The organism is Liquorilactobacillus vini DSM 20605, from assembly GCF_000255495.1.
Taxonomy (GTDB): domain Bacteria; phylum Bacillota; class Bacilli; order Lactobacillales; family Lactobacillaceae; genus Liquorilactobacillus; species Liquorilactobacillus vini.
Genome location: NZ_AHYZ01000045.1, coordinates 1 through 17,917, shown reverse-complemented (window position 1 = coordinate 17,917; position 17,917 = coordinate 1). Strand labels below are relative to the sequence as shown.

The 17,917-nt window shown below is 37.4% G+C and carries 19 protein-coding genes and 1 pseudogene; 16 read left to right on the top strand and 4 right to left on the bottom strand.

All coding sequences use genetic code 11. The features are described 5' to 3' along the window. Nucleotides 1-237: pseudogene (locus ON15_RS02630) on the top strand (hypothetical protein); the annotation flags it as partial. Between the two features lie 160 nt (nt 238-397). Next, nucleotides 398-1,105: a glucosamine-6-phosphate deaminase gene (nagB, locus tag ON15_RS02625; protein WP_010579929.1), complete on the top strand. Its 708-nt coding sequence runs from the start codon at nt 398-400 to the stop codon at nt 1,103-1,105. Nucleotides 1,106-1,220: 115 nt separating this feature from the next. On the opposite strand, the gene ON15_RS02620 is transcribed toward nagB, so the two are convergent. Continuing rightward, nucleotides 1,221-2,186, bottom strand: a complete 966-nt coding sequence (locus ON15_RS02620; protein WP_010579928.1) for a biotin--[acetyl-CoA-carboxylase] ligase — start codon at nt 2,184-2,186, stop codon at nt 1,221-1,223. A 160-nt stretch (nt 2,187-2,346) separates the two neighbouring features. Here ON15_RS02620 and ON15_RS02615 point away from each other — a divergent pair, with 160 nt between their 5' ends. The 4 genes from ON15_RS02615 (at nt 2,347) to ON15_RS02600 (ending at nt 5,642) form a co-directional block, all read left to right on the top strand. Then, nucleotides 2,347-3,453 carry a YibE/F family protein gene (locus ON15_RS02615; protein WP_010579927.1) on the top strand — a complete coding sequence of 369 codons (1,107 nt, stop codon included), beginning with the start codon at nt 2,347-2,349 and terminating at the stop codon, nt 3,451-3,453. Next, the gene (locus tag ON15_RS02610; RefSeq protein ID WP_010579926.1) at nt 3,450-4,214 is read left to right on the top strand and encodes a YibE/F family protein; all 765 of its coding nucleotides are present in this window, start codon (nt 3,450-3,452) and stop codon (nt 4,212-4,214) included. The genes ON15_RS02615 and ON15_RS02610 overlap by 4 nt, the downstream gene beginning before the upstream one ends. Nucleotides 4,215-4,275: 61 nt before the next feature. Continuing rightward, a complete protein-coding gene (locus tag ON15_RS02605) occupies nt 4,276-5,262 on the top strand; it encodes a hypothetical protein (protein ID WP_010579925.1) in 987 nt (328 codons plus the stop codon). Nucleotides 5,263-5,273: 11 nt separating this feature from the next. Further along, nucleotides 5,274-5,642, top strand: a complete 369-nt coding sequence (locus ON15_RS02600) for a DUF3899 domain-containing protein (protein WP_010579924.1) — start codon at nt 5,274-5,276, stop codon at nt 5,640-5,642. Nucleotides 5,643-5,645: 3 nt separating this feature from the next. On the opposite strand, the gene ON15_RS02595 is transcribed toward ON15_RS02600, so the two are convergent. Continuing rightward, on the bottom strand, nt 5,646-6,983 hold the full coding sequence (locus tag ON15_RS02595; protein ID WP_040524719.1) for an HD domain-containing protein: 1,338 nt from the start codon (nt 6,981-6,983) through the stop codon (nt 5,646-5,648). Between the two features lie 122 nt (nt 6,984-7,105). On the opposite strand from ON15_RS02595, the gene ON15_RS02590 reads away from it, so the two are divergent. From ON15_RS02590 to ON15_RS02560, 7 genes are all read left to right on the top strand, one after another. Beyond that, the gene (locus ON15_RS02590; protein WP_235720421.1) at nt 7,106-7,543 is read left to right on the top strand and encodes a YwiB family protein; all 438 of its coding nucleotides are present in this window, start codon (nt 7,106-7,108) and stop codon (nt 7,541-7,543) included. A gap of 44 nt (nt 7,544-7,587) precedes the next feature. Continuing rightward, the gene (rpoE, locus tag ON15_RS02585; protein ID WP_010579921.1) at nt 7,588-8,142 is read left to right on the top strand and encodes a DNA-directed RNA polymerase subunit delta; all 555 of its coding nucleotides are present in this window, start codon (nt 7,588-7,590) and stop codon (nt 8,140-8,142) included. A gap of 180 nt (nt 8,143-8,322) precedes the next feature. Further along, entirely contained in the window at nt 8,323-9,924 is a 1,602-nt protein-coding gene (locus ON15_RS02580) for a CTP synthase (protein WP_010579920.1), read from the top strand. Nucleotides 9,925-10,028: 104 nt separating this feature from the next. Further along, nucleotides 10,029-10,232 carry an LBP_cg2779 family protein gene (locus tag ON15_RS02575; RefSeq protein WP_010579919.1) on the top strand — a complete coding sequence of 68 codons (204 nt, stop codon included), beginning with the start codon at nt 10,029-10,031 and terminating at the stop codon, nt 10,230-10,232. A 226-nt stretch (nt 10,233-10,458) separates the two neighbouring features. Further along, complete coding sequence (locus tag ON15_RS02570) at nt 10,459-11,742, top strand: UDP-N-acetylglucosamine 1-carboxyvinyltransferase (protein WP_010579918.1); 1,284 nt, start codon at nt 10,459-10,461, stop codon at nt 11,740-11,742. A 15-nt stretch (nt 11,743-11,757) separates the two neighbouring features. Beyond that, nucleotides 11,758-13,050, top strand: a complete 1,293-nt coding sequence (rho, locus tag ON15_RS02565; RefSeq protein WP_010579917.1) for a transcription termination factor Rho — start codon at nt 11,758-11,760, stop codon at nt 13,048-13,050. Between the two features lie 107 nt (nt 13,051-13,157). Then, entirely contained in the window at nt 13,158-13,409 is a 252-nt protein-coding gene (locus ON15_RS02560; RefSeq protein WP_010579916.1) for a type B 50S ribosomal protein L31, read from the top strand. A gap of 31 nt (nt 13,410-13,440) precedes the next feature. Here ON15_RS02560 and ON15_RS02555 read toward each other — a convergent pair whose 3' ends face one another. Further along, nucleotides 13,441-14,661 carry a multidrug efflux MFS transporter gene (locus tag ON15_RS02555; RefSeq protein WP_010579915.1) on the bottom strand — a complete coding sequence of 407 codons (1,221 nt, stop codon included), beginning with the start codon at nt 14,659-14,661 and terminating at the stop codon, nt 13,441-13,443. 223 nt (nt 14,662-14,884) lie between these two features. Here ON15_RS02555 and ON15_RS02550 point away from each other — a divergent pair, with 223 nt between their 5' ends. Both ON15_RS02550 and ON15_RS02545 read left to right on the top strand, forming a co-directional pair. Next, nucleotides 14,885-16,192 (top strand): NCS2 family permease, encoded by a 1,308-nt coding sequence (locus ON15_RS02550; protein ID WP_010579914.1) that lies wholly within the window; start codon nt 14,885-14,887, stop codon nt 16,190-16,192. A gap of 133 nt (nt 16,193-16,325) precedes the next feature. Beyond that, nucleotides 16,326-17,138: a TIGR02452 family protein gene (locus ON15_RS02545; protein ID WP_010579913.1), complete on the top strand. Its 813-nt coding sequence runs from the start codon at nt 16,326-16,328 to the stop codon at nt 17,136-17,138. Nucleotides 17,139-17,204: 66 nt separating this feature from the next. Here ON15_RS02545 and ON15_RS11710 read toward each other — a convergent pair whose 3' ends face one another. After that, nucleotides 17,205-17,345 (bottom strand): hypothetical protein, encoded by a 141-nt coding sequence (locus ON15_RS11710; protein ID WP_010579912.1) that lies wholly within the window; start codon nt 17,343-17,345, stop codon nt 17,205-17,207. A 132-nt stretch (nt 17,346-17,477) separates the two neighbouring features. On the opposite strand from ON15_RS11710, the gene ON15_RS02540 reads away from it, so the two are divergent. After that, nucleotides 17,478-17,917, top strand: a 440-nt coding sequence (locus ON15_RS02540; protein ID WP_010579911.1) for a GNAT family N-acetyltransferase, incomplete at its 3' end; no start/stop codon positions are given.

The following is a 17,917-nucleotide window of genomic DNA, read 5'->3' as shown; positions in this document are numbered from 1 at the left end:
CCAGATGATTTGATGCAAGTGATTAGATTTAAATTTTGTCATGGTAATTCCACCCAAGCACAATGGCTATCATTTTCATTTCCAGCAGTTGCAATTTGGTTGTCCTTTATGGTAACTAAACAGTTATATGCAATTAATATTGGGACGATCTTTTCACTGCTTTTTCAAGGGTATGTGGTTGGTCAGGCTGATAAATATATTTTTCCCAGCTTAAAGCATCAGAATCTAAGACTCTAGATGCTAAATAATTAAAAACGCTTATAAATACTTTTAATTATTTACAAACGCTTACTTATAATTTATAATTAAACTGTTCAACTAATGATGAGCATCTTAAATTGCTTTTTGGTATAGTCCATTATATAATGGGTATATACCAATAAGGGGGCTGATTGAGTTGAAAATTATTATTGTTAAAGATAGTCAGCAAGGCGGTAAAGCGGCGTTTAACATCTTTGCAGCAGCACTAAAAAAGGGTGCACGGGTTTTTGGACTGGCAACTGGAAGTACACCTTTAACAACCTATCAAGAACTAGTTAACAGTGATCTAGACTTTGCTCAAGCAATTTCAATTAATTTGGATGAATATGTTGGCTTAAAAGCTGATGATCCGCGCAGTTATCATGCTTATATGCAAAAAAAATTGTTTAATTTTAAAAAGTTTAAGCACTCATTTTTGCCACAAGGTGATGCTGCAGATGAACAGGTTGAAATTGAACGCTATAATCAAGTTTTGACAGCTCATCCAATTGATTTACAGTTACTTGGAATTGGTCAAAACGGACATATTGGATTTAATGAACCTGGATCAAGTTTTGCTGAGAAAACGCGCAAGGTTGCTTTAACGAATTCAACTATCGAAGCCAATTCAAGATTTTTTGAGAATGCAGCTGAAGTACCACGTTTTGCTTATTCAATGGGAATTGGTTCAATTTTGCAGGCCAAGCAAATCTTGCTAGAGGCTTTTGGTACCAATAAAGCAGTAGCGGTTGCTAAAATGATTCAAGGACCAGTTACTACTGCTTGTCCGGCCAGTGCTTTGCAAGAGCATCCAAATGTGACCGTGATTCTTGATCAAGCAGCGGCTGCCAACTTAAAAAACTGACTTAAAAAATAAATATGGGCTAAAAGCCAGTAACTTGTGTTCGAACATTCAATAGGAACAATACATTCTCCCTTCCTAAGTTCGCGGCATAAGTATACTGCCTTTTGGCTCATATTTATTTTAAGCGAATTTTAGTAACTTCACCAGAAGAGATATGCTGCCCATTGCTCAAAACTATGCATCCCTGTTGGTCAATATCAGTCGCTAAGCCCGCAATTTTTTGTTGTCCTTGTTGGATCGTAACTTCTTTATGTAATAAGTAACAGCGCTGCCGGTAAGCTGGCAAAAAATTCCCAGTTTGATAGGTTTGATATATTTGAAAAAATTGATTCAAAACGGCAGCGATAAATTGATTACGGGTCACTTTAGCTGCTAGAGCAAATTTTCTTAGTGAACCAGCTCGCGCTTGGATTTCGGGTGGTAGTTGATCAAGTTGTGTCAAATAATTGATGCCAATTCCAATCACAACTTGATCAATTGAACGAGTTTCAATATTAGTGATGGCTTCCGTCAAGATACCAACAATTTTTTTTTGGTTAAGTAGTAAATCGTTGACCCATTTAATTTGTGGTTGAACCGCCAGCTTTTTTTCGATTGACAGGCTAACTGCTAAAGCCGTGGCAGTTGTCAATAAGCCTGGGACTAGCTGATGGCTGGGATTAGGCAGCAACAAGGACAAGTAAATGTTGCCACTGGGAGAACTGTAATAGCGGCCGTAACGCCCATAGCCGGCAGTCTGCTGATCACTGATAATCACTAATGGATGCAAATGTTTTTTAAAACTTAGTTGTTTAGCTCGTATATTGGTGGAGTCAATCGTTTGATGGATTTCGAAACCAAGCTGTTGACTGAGTTGAGCAGTTAAGTTTTTTTTAATGATATATTGGTTCAATTTGCTATTATCATGATAAATATAGCCTAAACGATGCTGGCTTTCAATTTGATAACCAGTAGCCTGGAGTTTTTGGATAATTTTCCAAACAGCAGCACGGCTGATTTTTAAATTCTGGGCTATCTTTTCACCAGAAAGTGGCTGATCGGTATTTGAAAGCATTTTAAGAACTTCAGTGCTGTATTTCATATTATCTCTCCAATCACTGATTTATTATTAACAAATTGATTATCTTAAATTATACCAAAGATTTGTTTTTATTTGCTTAAGAAATGAATAGTAAACTTTATTAATGTGGGGGAAGAGTGGTATTTTTAAAACAATTAGACAGAAAGACAGGTAGAAAGTTTTGGATAAGATAAAAAAGTTTGTATTTCCCATCTGCTTGTTTATTGGTGGTGGCCTATTAATTTTCTTTTTGGCCAGAAATGATGCTTTCTTATATCAACAACCAATTATTCGGATTATCAAAGTTGAAAATAGTCAGCCGCAAAAAATAACGGATGAGTATGGTAACCACGACCAACAAGTTGATCAAAAATTAACTGGGAAAGTTTTGAATGGAAAATATCGTGGCCAAATTTTTCACTTTAAAAACACTTTTACTAAATCCCACGGGGAGGATCAACAATTTACGACAGGTCAAGATGTGTTTGTTAATTATTATCATCAGCACCGGAAAAGTAAGCCAACAGTTACGATCATTAACTACAAGCGTGATGCTTATTTATTTCTGCTAATCTGGTTATTATTGGCAGCTTTATTTTTAGTAATGAAATTAACCGGAATTAAAGCAATTATTAGTGTGGCGATCAATTTTGTTTTATTTTTGGTTTTAGTTCAACTTGATATTACTTGGAATATTACCAACTTTTTTTGGATTTTTGCTGCCGGGGCAATTTTGTTTACAGCGATTTCCCTTTTAATCGTAATTGGTTTTAATCAGCAAAGCTTGGTGACTTTTATTGCAGTTTCAAGCGCAACTGCCTTGGCTCTAGGTCTATCGTATTTAGTAACTCAGCTAACGCACGATTCAGGGATGCATTATGAAGCGTTAGATTTTGCAACACAGCAGCCAAAACAGCTTTTTTTAGCTTCGACTTTGATTGGACTTTTAGGAACAGTCATGGATGCATCTACTGATATTGTGTCAACTTTGTTTGAGTTGAAACAAAGTCAGCCAAAAATTGCTTTTAAACAGTTATTCTTATCTGGCCGACAGGTTGGTCGTTCGATCATGGGGCCATTGATTAATGTTTTGCTACTGGTTTTCTTTACAGAAACATTTGCCTTGGCAACTTTATATTTTCGAACTGGCAATTCAGTTGGCTATACTTTTGAATGGACGATGTCATTAGGATTTGTCCAAGCAATCATTAGTGGAATTGGAATTACTTTAACGATTCCAATGGCTAGTTTATTAGCAGCCTGGAGATTGGAGTGGATGAATAAATGACAACTTTAAAAACATTGTTATTGATTTTAGCAATTTTAGTGATTCTGGTTGGTGGTAAAAATGGCTTTAAAGCAATCATCAGTTTTGGCTTGAATTTTTGCTTATTGTTTTTAAGCGTTATTTTGATTGCCGGGGGCTTTTCACCCATTATGGTTTCAGTTTTAAGTGGCTGTTGTATTTTAGCAATTACGATTTACCTGAGCGACTGCCAGGAGACAGTGGCAAACACAGCTTTTTTTGCAACAGTCATTGTTTTAGCATTAATGGTAATAATGATTATTCCTTTTGATCACTTGGTGCAAATTGAAGGTTTTAGTAGTGAAGATTCTGAAGAAGTCGAGGCTTTTAACTTGGCGATCGGCATTAATTTTGAAAGCTTGCTGATTGCGACGACAATTTTAAGCACATTAGGTGCCATTGCTGAAGCGGCAATTGCCATTACTAGTGGTATGCAAGAAATTATTGAGCAAACACCAGCTATTTCCAGCCAAAACTTACGTAAAAGTGGTCGAACAATTGGTTTTCAGATCATGGGAATGACGTTTAATACTTTATTCTTTGGCATGTTCGGTGGTAATTTGGCTTTGTTTATTTTGTTAGATAAATTACGTTCGACTTTTGGCTATTATTTAAATTCAAAAATCTTTGTTGGTGAGACTTTTATGGTCTTATATTCAGCCATCGCTGTGATTGGAGTAATTGGAGTTGCAATTGAATTAATGGTCAGGAAAGTTGAGAATCAGCAAGTAAAACAAGATTAGCGCAGGCTCGTAACGTGTTATAATTAAATTAAGATCAGTCAAAGAAATGGGGGCGGCAGGATTGAAACTCGAACAAGGCAAATTATTGCTGATTGTGTGCTGTTCATTTTCGCTATGGAGCTTAACTGCCTGTTCTGCAACCGACCAGCAGAATTCAAGTCGAGAAACTGTCACAACAACGAGTCAAAAGCAGTATCAGCAGGCACTAAAGGATCTAAACCGTGGGGCAGATCATCAAGCTTTTGAGCGCTTAAAAAAGGTAGTTACGCAAAATACAGCCACAGCTCAAGAAAAGAAACTATATAATCAGCTTGGCCGCGTCTTAGAGATTAAAAAAGACTTGGCAGCTGGTAATCTAACAACAGCGCAAGCTAACTTAGCAGATCTAGAAAAAGTCGATCAGCCAGATAGTTTGGTTAAACAGATCACTGCTTTAAAAAAAGAACTGCAAGCTTCAAAATTGGCTAAAATTTATTACCAAGAGATCGTTACCTACTATCAAGCCGGAAAATATGCGGCAGCTGGTGGCAGTTATCAAGCTTTGTTAGACTTATCGAATAAGTATCAATTAGTTGCTGCTTACCAGGCGAAGGCAGCTGAATATGGAAATTTAATTTCTCAACGTCAGAGCCAATCTGTTGCTTCAAGTACTTCTGCTGGGAGTTCTTCAGCAGCTTCAAGTAATAAAACAGCAACAAATGGTTATACTAACGCTCGCAGTTCAAAGTTAATTAGTTCTGAATATGCTCAAAAAACCGGCAGCTCAATTTCCAGTGCTACAAATAGTCAAGTTTCTTCAGTAGCTGAGTCTTTATCGAATGATCAAGTGCTGGAGAAATTTTTTAAAACCTCTCAGATTCCACAAGAAGCCGGCGATCAGTATTACGTTAAGCAAGTCAATGCGCAGACTTATCAAATCGAAATTCGTCATACCAGCCCTTCTGACAGTAATGTTTCAAATCTCAAAGGAATGTATCAATTTGAGATAACAACTGGTAAAATCGCTAAATTAAATGAAGTCACCGGAAATTATGTCAATATCAACTGAGATGGGGAATTATGAAAAGATTGAATAAAAGGTATTTTTTTAAACTAACAAGCTTGGCACAACTTGTTGGACTTTTAGCTGCAGTAATAAGTTATTTAGTGAAGTGGAGTTTATATCTTTCTAATTTGCTATTTTTGTTAGGCTTAGCTTTGATTTGCACAACCGTTGTTGATGTTTTATTAGGAGCACACTTAATGGCAGGGTGGTTTCAACGACGTAAAAAAGGTGAAACTGATCAGGAGTACCAACAGCGTAAAATTGATATTAAAAAAGTCGGAGAATTAAAAAATAGACCAGTCACGATCCACCGTTTCGGTACCAGTTGTTTGATCGTTGGGCTGACCTATATAGCTTTAGCGATTATTATTACACTTGATTGAGGCTTATTTGGTTGGATTTTTGATCCAGCCATTTTTTAAATAGCTGCGAAACTCTTGAAAAGTTGGACCTTGGCCAAGCAGCATCTCTTTAGGAAAGAAGAAGCGTTCATCTCCTAAAAATTTTCCAGTGATTGCTTTGACTAGTTTGCTGACTGTCGATAATTCAACCAGAGAGCCATCGTCACGCATTAATTTAATTTGAGCGGCCTGCTGTTTTTGACCAGGCTCATAAGCATCGTATGGTAAATCATAACTATTGTTAGTAGCAGTATAGTAAGTCGCATCAAAACCAGCTTGATGAACTAAACTTTTCAGTTGTGGCAAAACTTTTTTAGTTTGTTCAGCGTAACAAACAGATTTAAATGGTTTGCGATTTAAAAAGCGGCGTGCTAAATCACTCAAAATTGGATCTGGATCATCACACCAGATGGTGAAATAAGTATTTAAAATGTTATCATCTAGTTTTAAATAATCGAGCAATGAGAATTTTCCAGCAAAGAAGGGCAGCAGCATTTGCGGTAGCCGATCTTTATCCCAATGAGAGCTTTGATAGAGCAACTTAGCTCGTAAAAGAAGATGGTTCAAAATAACCTCCATCGAACGTGATACTGGATGAAAGTAAACTTGCTGATACATTTGAAACCGACTGATGATATAATCTTCGACTGCATGCATCCCACTAACATGGAAAGTTATTCCATTTCGATAAGGCCGCATCATACGCAAAATTCGTCGCAAATCAAAAGTCCCATAATTTGTTCCGGTAAAATATGAATCACGTAGCAAGTAATCCATCCGATCAGCGTCGATTTGACTGGAAATCATCTGAACAACCTGCGGATTCGGATAAGTTTTTTGAATGACACTAGCAACCTTTTGTGGGAATACTGGTGATACTTGGCGTAAAACTTGGTTGACTTCAGTTTTGGGTGATAACAAAATTTGAGCTGTTAAAGCTTCATGGTTAGTTTGAAAAATATGTTCGAAAGTATGTGAATAAGGACCGTGGCCAATATCGTGCAGTAAAGCTGCACAAAGGGCGACTAACCGTTCGCGATCGTCCCACAAACCATCATTTGGCTGGCTGGTTGGATAATTTCTGGCGAAGGTATCGCAAATCTGACGTGCAATTTCATAAACACCAACCGAATGAGTAAAACGGGAGTGTTCGGCACCATGGAAAGTACTGCTGGCAGTTCCTAGTTGCCTAATTCGCCGTAAGCGTTGGAATTCTTTGGTGTTGATCAAATCTAAAATAATTTGTGATTGAATATAGATATAACTGTGGATTGGATCACGTAGAACTTTTTCTCGTGGTAATAATTTATCATGTTCTTTGATCGAGCTCACTTCCTGACTAGGATAATATTTAAAGCTATTATAGCATTATAGTAATGATAATAAACAGTTTAGCTATCAGGTATTAAGATAAATGGTATAATTAGTTAATGGTAATTCAGGAGGTGAAGACTTTGGAAAATGGAACACCGATTTTGATTCATTTGCTGACGCAACGCGAACAAGCTGGCGAAGTCAGTGAATATGAAAAAGAGTTTTCTGGACGAATTTTTCAAATGGGCAATTCAATATATCTGCGGTATATTGAAGCAAATGAGCCCGAAAAAATCACAGTAACGTTTAAAATCACCGAGGACAGCAGTATTCATTTGACTAGAAAACGGGATGATTTAAAGCTGCAGCTTTTTTTTAAAGACAATCATCGAATAGCGGCAACTTATCAAACGCCGTATGGACTATTGCCGATCGAAACAGTTACCCCTAATTTGCAGGTGATTTTGAATGAGTTTCCATTAGCGGGAAAAATCAAAGTCGATTATTTGTTATATAATGGTTTAGAATTGCTTGGTAGATATAAAATTAGATTGCAATTTACTACTTGAAAAGGTATTATAAAGTTTAGACTGTTGAAAGGACGTGTACCAGGTTGGAGCTAGAAAAGTTTAAAGATGCCGATCGAAGCGAGTTGTCAATGATCGAAGTTGCACACGAGATTTTAAAACAGCATGGAGATGTGATGCCCTTTGCTGATTTAACTAATGAAGTGCAGGAATTCCTTGGTAAAAGTGATGAAGAAATCCGGGAACGTTTATCCCAATTTTATACAGATTTGAATATTGATGGCAGCTTTATCTCACTCGGAGATAATCTTTGGGGCTTGCGTTCTTGGTATCCGTATGATTCAATTGATGAAGCAGTTGTGCATATCGAGGATGATGAGGACGAGGAACATGACAAACGTCGGAAAGTTAATGCCTTTATGGATGATGATGACGATGGCGATGATGATGTGATCGATTTTGACGATGATAATGACGATCAGAATTTTACGGATTCTGATGATGATTCAGAAATAAAGGAATATGATAAAGATTTAAGCGACATCGATGAGACAGATGATGTTGATGATAATGAATTGCCTGATGGAATTGAGGGCCAACTTTCAGAATTATCAGATGATGATTTGGATGATCAAGCTTAAAAATAATTACTTGACGTTCAGTCTTTGATTTTGTAGAATGCTTATTGGGCGCCTCATGATTTTTTATTTTGTGAGGCTGGTTAGATCGGAACTACAAGCTCCCTATTCAAGGAATAGGGAGCTTGTTATTTTGTTATTGCCAAAGATTGTCTCTAAAAAACTAGCCAAAGGAGTTTAGTGATGACCAAATATATATTTGTAACTGGTGGAGTAGTTTCATCTTTAGGAAAAGGAATCGTGGCAGCTTCACTCGGTCGTTTGTTAAAAAATCGGGGATTAAAGGTTATGATTCAAAAGTTTGATCCTTATATCAATGTTGATCCAGGAACGATGAGTCCGTATCAGCATGGTGAGGTTTTTGTAACTGACGACGGAACCGAAACCGACTTGGATTTGGGACACTATGAGCGCTTTATCGACATCAATTTGAACAAATATTCTAATGTAACTACTGGAAAAATATATTCGGAGGTTATCAAAAAAGAACGACGCGGTGATTATTTGGGAGCAACGGTTCAAGTTATTCCACATATTACTAATATGATCAAGGAAAAAATCACGCGGGCTGGTACGACTACGAATGCTGACGTAGTGATCACTGAAGTTGGTGGCACGGTTGGTGATATTGAATCCTTGCCATTTTTAGAAGCTTTGCGTCAGATGAAGGCAGATGTTGGCAGTGAAAATGTTCTTTATATTCACACTACCTTAATTCCATTTCTGCATGCAGCTGGTGAAATGAAAACTAAGCCAACTCAACATAGCGTTAAGGAATTGCGTGGCTTGGGCATTCAACCGAATATTTTAGTTGTACGGACAGAAAAACATATTTCTGCTAGTGTGCGAAATAAGATTTCGAATTTCTGTGATGTTGAGCCGGATGCCGTAATTGAGTCGGTTGACGTTGATTCGTTATACAAAATTCCGCTTAATTTGCAAAAGCAGGGGATGGATGAAATTGTTTGCCGCAAATTGCACTTAAATACTTCGCAGGCCGATATGACAAAATGGATCGAATTAGTTGATCGGGTTGAAAATTTAACCAAGCAGGTCAAGATTGCTTTGGTCGGCAAATATGTCAAGTTGCCGGATGCCTATATTTCAGTTAATGAGGCTTTAAAGCACGCGGGTTATGCAATTAATGCCGACGTTGAAGTCAAATTGTTTGACTCTGAAAAAATCACGGCTGAAAATGTTGCTGAAATGTTAGCAGATTATGATGGGATTTTAGTCCCTGGTGGCTTTGGCAATCGTGGATTAGAAGGTATGATTCAGGCAATTCGGTATGCACGTGAAAATGATGTGCCATATTTAGGAATTTGCTTAGGAATGCAGATGGCTTGCATTGAATTTGCACGGAATGTTGTTGGTTTAGCAGATGCTTATACAACTGAAGTTAAGCCTGATTGTCAAAACAAAATTATTGATTTAATGGCTGATCAGGAAGATGTTGAAGAGATGGGTGGGACGCTACGCCTAGGCCTATATCCGTGCAAGCTAAAACCAGGAACTAAAACAGCGGCTGCTTACGATAATCAGGATGTAATTCAGGAGCGTCATCGTCATCGTTATGAATTTAATAATCAGTATCGTAAGACCTTTATTGAGCATGGCTTGACTTTTTCAGGAACCTCGCCGGATAATCATTTGATTGAAGTGATTGAGTTAACTGATCGTAAGTTTTTTGTAGCTTCGCAATATCATCCTGAGTTTTTGTCACGACCGCAACGCCCAGAGGGTTTGTTTAAAGCCTTTATCGCAGCTAGTGCTGATCAGAAATAATTTTCGGACAACATTTTTTAATTTAATTAAAGCCTCGAACACCAAGTAAAAAAATTATGGTATGCTTAATATTGTAAAACATATAAGCTGTGAGGTGATTTTTGATGAGTCAAGGGCAAGTAGAATCTTTAGCTGAAAAAATTGTAATTTTCCAAGAAAAATTTCATTTGACAGATACCGAATTGTCTTTAAAGAGTCATCTGCCGGTAGAAAAGATTCATGGAATTAAGCAGCAGACTTATCAGCCACAAACTGATGAAGAACAGGTTTTGTCAAATTTTATTGCTAATTATCGTGCAGTTAAGTAAGGTAGCTAATTAGCAAGATATTGATGTTAAAAATATTGTCAGCCAAGGCTGACGATATTTTTTTAATTTTTGATTAGTATTTTCAATATTTTGATTAGATTAATTGAAACCTGGCAAGCGATCTTGTATTATGGATAAAGGCCTCTTGTAAGTTAAATAATTTTTAACTTAGCATGAATGCCGCTACATTGAACGCGATTTAAATGTGAGTGGAGAATTATTAAAAATGAAAAAAATGATAATTAAAGGCGGGCAGAAATTGTCGGGTGAGGTGACCATTGGTGGAGCAAAAAACAGCACCGTGGCTTTGATCCCAGCCGCTATTTTGGCAGATACGCCAGTCAAATTTGATTCAGTACCTGATATCTTAGATGTACACAATTTAATGCTAATTTTAAAAAAAATGAATGTTGTTTCTAATTACTCTCATGGAGAATTGGAAATTGATCCAACCCAAATTAAAAATGTTCCCTTGCCAGGTGGAGCCATTCGAAGTTTACGAGCATCGTATTATTTCATGGGAGCCTTACTTGGAAAATTTGGCAAGGCTTTGGTTGGCTTTCCTGGCGGTGATAATATTGGTCCACGGCCAATAGATCAACATATTAAGGGCTTTCGAGCTTTAGGTGCAATTGTCGAGGAACGCGATGATGCGGTTTCAATTTATACCTCAGCAGCTGGATTGCACGGTGCACGAATCTTTTTTGATATTGTTTCAGTTGGAGCAACAATCAATGTTTTATTAGCAGCAGTTAAAGCTAAGGGAACAACGATCATTGAAAATGCGGCTAAGGAACCTGAAATAATTGACTTGGCAACTTTTTTAAATAATATGGGAGCACAGATTCGTGGAGCCGGAACTGATATAATTCGAATCAAAGGCGTTTCCAATTTAAAAGCTCAAAATACGCATACGATTATTCCAGATCGAATCGAAGCTGGTACATATTTGTCTTTTGCAGCCGCTAATGGTGAAGGTGTCTTAGTTAAGAATGTAATTACTGAACATCTTGAACCTTTTATTGCTAAGCTAATTGAAATGGGTGTGTATTTAGAAGTCAATGAAGATAGTATCTATGTTGAAGGTGGACATAATCTAACACCGGTCACGATCAAAACAGCACCATTTCCCGGGTTTGCGACGGATCTCCAGCAACCAATTACTCCACTATTGCTGAAAGCTAATGGCTGCAGTAGAGTTATTGATACTTTATATCCAGAACGGATCAAGCATATTCCCGAATTAAAAAAAATGGGTGTTAAAATTAATAGTCAAAATTGGGTTATTTCCATCAATCATTCTGCTAATTTGATTGGAGCATCGGTTGAAGCTAGTGAAATTCGGGCTGGAGTTTCTTTGCTGGGAGTTGGTTTAATGGCTAAGGGAACAACCATTATCAATCATGCCGATAATATTTTACGTGGTTATGAACGTATCGTGGATAAGCTGGCGGGATTATCAGTTAAAATTAAACTAGTTGATGAAGCAACTGTTTCGACTGATCAATAATTTTAGGAGAGAAATTTGACAGATAATTTAACTTTATTGGATTTGCGCGAGAAAAACCTCAAAGAAATTTATAATTATGCTCGTGAATATAAAATTCCTTATTATAGTCAGATGAATAAAAAGGAATTAACACTAGCTGTAATTCGGGCCAAGGCTCAAGAACAAGGTTATTATTATATGGCTGGAGTTTTGGAGCTTTCTAATAATGAAGATGGTTTTGGGTTTTTACGGCCAATCAACTATGGTCCTTCACAAGAGGATATCTATATTTCTTCTTCGCAGATCCATCGATTTAGTTTAAGAAATGGAGATTTGGTTGCAGGAAAGGTTCGGCCGCCCAAAGCTAAAGAACGTTATTATGGGTTAATGCATGTTGATAGCGTTAATGGTAAACACCCTGAAGAAGCTAAGCAACGGCCGCATTTTCCAGCTTTAACTGCGATTTATCCTCAAAAACAGATCAATTTAGCAACAACTCAGCAACAGATTTCGACACGAATTATTGATTTATTTGCACCGATTGGTTTTGGTCAACGCGGATTGATTGTTGCCCCACCCAAAGCGGGGAAAACGAGTTTGTTGAAAGCAATTGCCAACGGAATTGCTCAAAATTATCCTAGTGCCAAATTAATGGTTTTGTTGATTGATGAACGCCCAGAAGAAGTGACCGATTTGGAGCGGACAGTTAAGGGTGAAGTGATCTATTCAACTTTTGATCAGCGCCCAGAAAATCATGTTCGGGTGGCTGAATTGGTTTTAGAACGAGCGATGCGTTTGACGGAGGATAAACAGGATGTTGTTATTTTGTTGGATTCACTGACTCGTTTGGCAAGGGCTTATAATTTGGTCGTACCTCCCAGTGGCCGGACTTTATCGGGTGGAATCGATCCGGCCGCGTTATTTAAACCAAAAAAGTTTTTTGGTGCTGCGCGCAATATTGAAGAGGGCGGAAGCTTAACGATTTTGGCGACTGCTTTAGTCGACACGGGCAGTCGAATGGATGACATGATTTATGAAGAGTTTAAGGGAACCGGTAATCAGGAGCTGCAGCTTTCAAGGGATTTGGCTGAAAGGCGAATCTTCCCGGCGGTCGATTTAAAGAAATCTGGAACTCGCAAGGAAGAACTGCTGCTTGACCAAGAGACCTTAGACTTTTTATGGAAATTTCGACGCAGTATGAATGGAGATACTTTACGCAATAGTGAACAATTGATCAGATTGATGAAACAAACTACCGATAACCAAAGCTTAATGGCTAAACTGACAACGATCTGGGGCCGTTCAAATCATTTTACGAAAAAAAAATAATAAGCTAAGTTGCGTTGTGTTTTATTTTATGATATTATACAATTTGTTGTATTGGAAAGAATTAACTCTGGCTCAGCAAATGAACCAGGGCAAAGGAGAGTAACAAAATGAAAAAGGGAATTCATCCAGATTATCATCAAGTAGTTTTTCAAGATTCAGCTACTGGTTATAAGTTCTTATCTGGTTCGACCAAGACTTCCAAAGAAACGATTGAATGGGAAGACGGCAATACTTATCCATTGATTCGGGTTGAAATTTCTTGTGATTCACATCCGTTCTACACTGGCCGTCAGAAGTTTACCCAAGCTGATGGACGGGTTGATCGTTTCAATAAAAAATATGGTTTTACCAGCAAGTAAAAAAGACCTCCACTTGGAGGCTTTTTTTGTATCATTTTTTAGCTTTAACTGAAAAGTGTACCCAGAAACATCCTAAAAAAATAATTACGGCAGTTGATAAAAAGACATTGCTGTAATCCCAAAGGCCAGAAACGAATGAACCGACTAATGGACCGGAAACATTGCCTAGTGCTTGAAACGACTGATTATAACTAAAAATTCTACCGGTTGCGGCAGTTGGAGAATTTTTAGCTAGCAAAGCTTGCACTGCCGGTAGCAAAGCAGCATTAGTTATTCCAATCAAAAAGCGTAAGATCCCTAATTCCCAAACATTAGTTACCCAAGCCATTGGCAAATAAATCAAAGCCGCAGCAATCATTCCAAACATTAAGATGCGTTCTGTTCCAACTTTATCACCAAGAGCACCAAGCCGAGGAGCGGCAAATAAAGTTGAAAATCCAGGCAAAGAAGCAATAATGCCACTAACAATTGTAACTGGTCCGTGATAATTCATTAGTTCGCGAATGTAAAGGCTGAGAATTGGGCTGATTGAAAAGTTTCCTAACTGGATCAGCATGGTTGTAAACAGCATGCCGATAATGATGCGCCGATTGGGTAGAGTCGAGAAAATTTCACGGGCGCTCTTCATTTGGCTTTTTTCGACTGGAACAAAACTTTCGTGAACAAAAAAAACACTTAGCAAAAAGACGATCAACAAAATTACTCCGGTAATCACAAAAGTTATCCGATAGCCAAAATTTGCAGCAACAAAACCACCGAAAAGCGGTCCAAACAAGGTACCAGTCACATTTCCAGTAATCAAGATTCCTAAAGCTTTACCACTGTGTTCTTTGGGAGTTTCAGTTGCGATCAAAGCATTTGAGTTGCTGACGTAACCAGAAAAAATTCCTTGTAAAAGCCGCAAAATAATCAGCTGGTAAATATTAGTTACTGCTCCCATTAAGCCAATGACAATTGCCATTCCCAACGAAGCACGCAAGATCATTAATTTGCGTCCCTTACGATCAGCTAATTTTCCCCAGAATGGTGAAATGATGGCCATTACCAAAAAGGTTGCTGAATAAGTAATACCGCTATAAAAATTAAGCTCATCTTTTGAAAAATTTCCCAAAGTATCAATATATAAGGATAAAAAAGGCATGATTAAGCTGAAGGCGATCCCAGCCATAAAAGTACCGCACCATAAAACAATTAAGTTCTTTTCCCAAAGCGTGCGCGGCCTAAACAGCAGATCTTTGAATTTAGCATACATAAAAAAACTCCCTTTGATTAATCAGCAAAAAAACAAGTTTCAGTTAATAAATATAGTATGAATATATTATAGCGAAGGTGGTAATTACTTCCAAACGAGTTGCGCTTTAAAAATAAATCAGGAACTAAAAAATGTGGTTTACAATTAATAAGGATTATAGTATAGTAAAAAGCGTTCGTTAATATGATAAACTATCAATAATGTTCGGAAAGGGAGATAAACTGTGAAAGAGAGAATTGTAGATTACTTTGGTTTAAAAGAATTGCAGACAACATTTCGTCGTGAACTTTTAGCTGGTTTTACGACTTTTATCTCAATGGCATATATATTATTTGTCAATCCTAGTGTTTTGGGCGCTTCGGGAATGAATAAAGGTGCTGTTTTTACTGCAACAGCATTAGCAAGTGCTTTGGGGTGTTTGATGATGGGAATTTTGGCTAAATATCCAATCGCAACTGCACCTGGTCTGGGAGTTAATGCTTTTTTTGCTTATTCAGTCTGTATTGGAATGAAGATTCCTTGGCAAACGGCTTTAGCAGGAGTTTTTATCGCCTCAATCATTTTTGTAATTATTACGATTTTTAAACTTCGTGAATTGATTATTGATGCGATTCCAGCGGACTTAAAATCAGCCATTTCTGCCGGGATCGGTTTATTTATTGCTTTTATTGGTATGGCAGACGGTGGTTTGATCGTTAAAAACAGCTCAACGATTGTTGGATTAGGAAACTTTTCGGGCACTACTTGGTTAACAATTTTTGGGTTAATCGTGACGGCAATTTTGATGGTCAAGAAAACACCTGGTGGAATTTTCATTGGGATGGTTGCTACCTCAATCTTAGGAATTGCTTTAGGCATGATCAAATTGCCAACACAAGTCTTTTCAATGGCCCCTAGTCTTAAGCCAACTTTCTTAGTAGCTGTTAAACATATTGGTGATATTAATTCCTTGCAGTTAATTGTGGTGGTACTGACTTTCTTATTAGTTACTTTCTTTGATACGGCTGGCACTTTAGTTGGCTTAGCTCAACAAGCTGGTTTTATGAAAGATAATAAAATGCCACGAATTGGTCAGGCTTTGATGTCAGACTCGACGGCGATGTTAGCTGGATCTTTGTTGGGGACTTCGCCAGTTAGTGCCTACATTGAATCCTCAGCAGGAATCGCTGTTGGTGGTCGTTCAGGTTTGACCGCTGTCGTTACTGGAATCTTATTTATTTTTGGCTTGTTCTTTTCACCATTACTTGCAGTGGTTACCAGTCAAGTAACTGCACCAGCCTTAATTATCGTGGGTGTTTTAATGGCTGAAAGTATGAAGAATATTAATTGGGAAAAGATGGAGATTGCAATTCCTTCCTTCTTGATTGTTTTAGGGATGCCCTTGACTTACAGTATTTCAGATGGTTTGGCACTGGGCTTCATTGCTTATCCAATTACGATGATTGCTGCTAAACGTGGTAAAGAAGTGCATCCAATCATGTATGGCTTGTTCTTTGTCTTTATTATTTTCTTTTGGATTTTGAGTCATTAAGATCAATTATGATCCTAAAAGCAGCTTTCAATTTTTGAAGGCTGTTTTTTTTTGAACTTTAAGATTAAAAATAGATTAAAATTAAATTTGTGGTATGATGAGGGATGAGAAAGAAATAAGGCAGGCAAACAAATTGGTTAAACTAACTCAAGCAGAATATCGTCAAATTGCCCACCATACGATGAATTTGTATCAAGTTGAAATGAATGGACTTCAGCAAAAATCACAGTTGGTTGAAAACCGTCTTTTGAAACAGTACCAGCCACTTCAGAGTAAAAAACTAAAAATTATTATTAACCATGAAAATGTTTTGCAGCGGATTAGATTGGCAACGGATATGTCAACTAAGGTCGGAGTTTTGAATTTTGCTGATCCAATTGAACCCGGTGGTGAATTTCGTCAGGGAAGAGATGGACAGGAGCAAGCAATTTGTCGTAATACATTTTTATATCCGGAATTAATGCAATTTCGGCGCAAATATTATTACTATAATCAATGCCATTTTAATCAAGGTCTTTACAGCCAGAAAATGATCGTTTCAGAGCAGGTTAAAGTTTTACATGATGAAAGTGAGAAAAGTTATCTGAAGCCAGCGAGGTTTGTTGATTTTATCAGTATTTCTGCACCTAATTTAAAATTAGCAGTTAAAGAAAGCCAGCAGTTTGAGACGAAAAGGCTACAACAAGATTTGCAGCAAAGAGTCATTCAGTTATTGCGACAATTTAAGGTTTTGCGGGATGAATATTTAATTTTGGGAGCCTTTGGTTGTGGACAGGCTGGCAATGATCCAGAGATGGTAGCGCAGATATTCAAAACCGAACTTACTAGCCCAGAGTTTGTGAATGCTTTTAAAGAGGTCTATTTTTCAATTCTAGATGAACATCAAAAGGAAATTTTTGCTTCGATATTCAATCAGCATCGAAAAATAATTTTAAATGAAGCGTGAAACACTGCATAGAAAAAGAGGTTGCCCGAGACAGCCTCTTTTTTCCTCAAAACAGTTGATAAAAAATTAGTTTTCTAATTTTTTGGCATCAGCATCGATCCGTGCAAAACCAGAACCGTTACTCTTCTTTTGAGGATGCTTTGCGCGGTCTTCTAAGGCTTTGCGAGCTAATGCTTTGCGTTCTTCCTTGCTCAACTTGTTTGACATTGCGATCGCCTCTTCCCTTTGAAATCCACACGGTGCGGAATTAACTCCACACTCCTATTTTAAACCAAACCTTGATTATTTCAAATATTCTTATTTATAATAGATTTTCTAAATAAAGAAAGGAGTTAACAAATGAAATTCACGATAAAAAACGGAATAGGAACTTCAGCAACTTGTTATCAAGCTGCCCTAATGATTCGCCAGCAAGTTTTTGTTAAAGAACAACATGTTGCACCAGAATTAGAAATTGAAAATGAAGATCAGGCAAAATATTATGTTGGCTATCTTGACTCAGCGCCAGCAGCAACTGCTCGAGTGATCGAACAAGTTGATGGTGGTTGGCATATACAACGGGTTGCAACTTTAAAAAAATTTCGGCGGCAAGGTTTAGCACGTCAAATTTTGAATTTTATTGAAGCAAAAGCCAAAAAAGCAGGTATACCATATTTAACTTTAGGAGCACAGGATCAAGCTCAGGGCTTTTACCTGAAATTAGGATATAGTGTAATCGGTGATGGCTTTTTAGATGCTGGGATTAAGCATCATCGAATGGAAAAAAAGTTATATTGGTT

Coding starts and splice junctions, on each gene's coding strand:
- ON15_RS02555 (WP_010579915.1), bottom strand. CDS start 14,661: ATGTATGCTAAATTCAAAGATCTGCTGTTTAGGCCGCGCACGCTTTGG.
- ON15_RS02620 (WP_010579928.1), bottom strand. CDS start 2,186: ATGAAATACAGCACTGAAGTTCTTAAAATGCTTTCAAATACCGATCAG.
- ON15_RS02600 (WP_010579924.1), top strand. CDS start 5,274: ATGAAAAGATTGAATAAAAGGTATTTTTTTAAACTAACAAGCTTGGCA.
- ON15_RS02580 (WP_010579920.1), top strand. CDS start 8,323: ATGACCAAATATATATTTGTAACTGGTGGAGTAGTTTCATCTTTAGGA.
- ON15_RS02560 (WP_010579916.1), top strand. CDS start 13,158: ATGAAAAAGGGAATTCATCCAGATTATCATCAAGTAGTTTTTCAAGAT.
- ON15_RS02575 (WP_010579919.1), top strand. CDS start 10,029: ATGAGTCAAGGGCAAGTAGAATCTTTAGCTGAAAAAATTGTAATTTTC.
- ON15_RS11710 (WP_010579912.1), bottom strand. CDS start 17,345: ATGTCAAACAAGTTGAGCAAGGAAGAACGCAAAGCATTAGCTCGCAAA.
- ON15_RS02570 (WP_010579918.1), top strand. CDS start 10,459: ATGAAAAAAATGATAATTAAAGGCGGGCAGAAATTGTCGGGTGAGGTG.
- ON15_RS02610 (WP_010579926.1), top strand. CDS start 3,450: ATGACAACTTTAAAAACATTGTTATTGATTTTAGCAATTTTAGTGATT.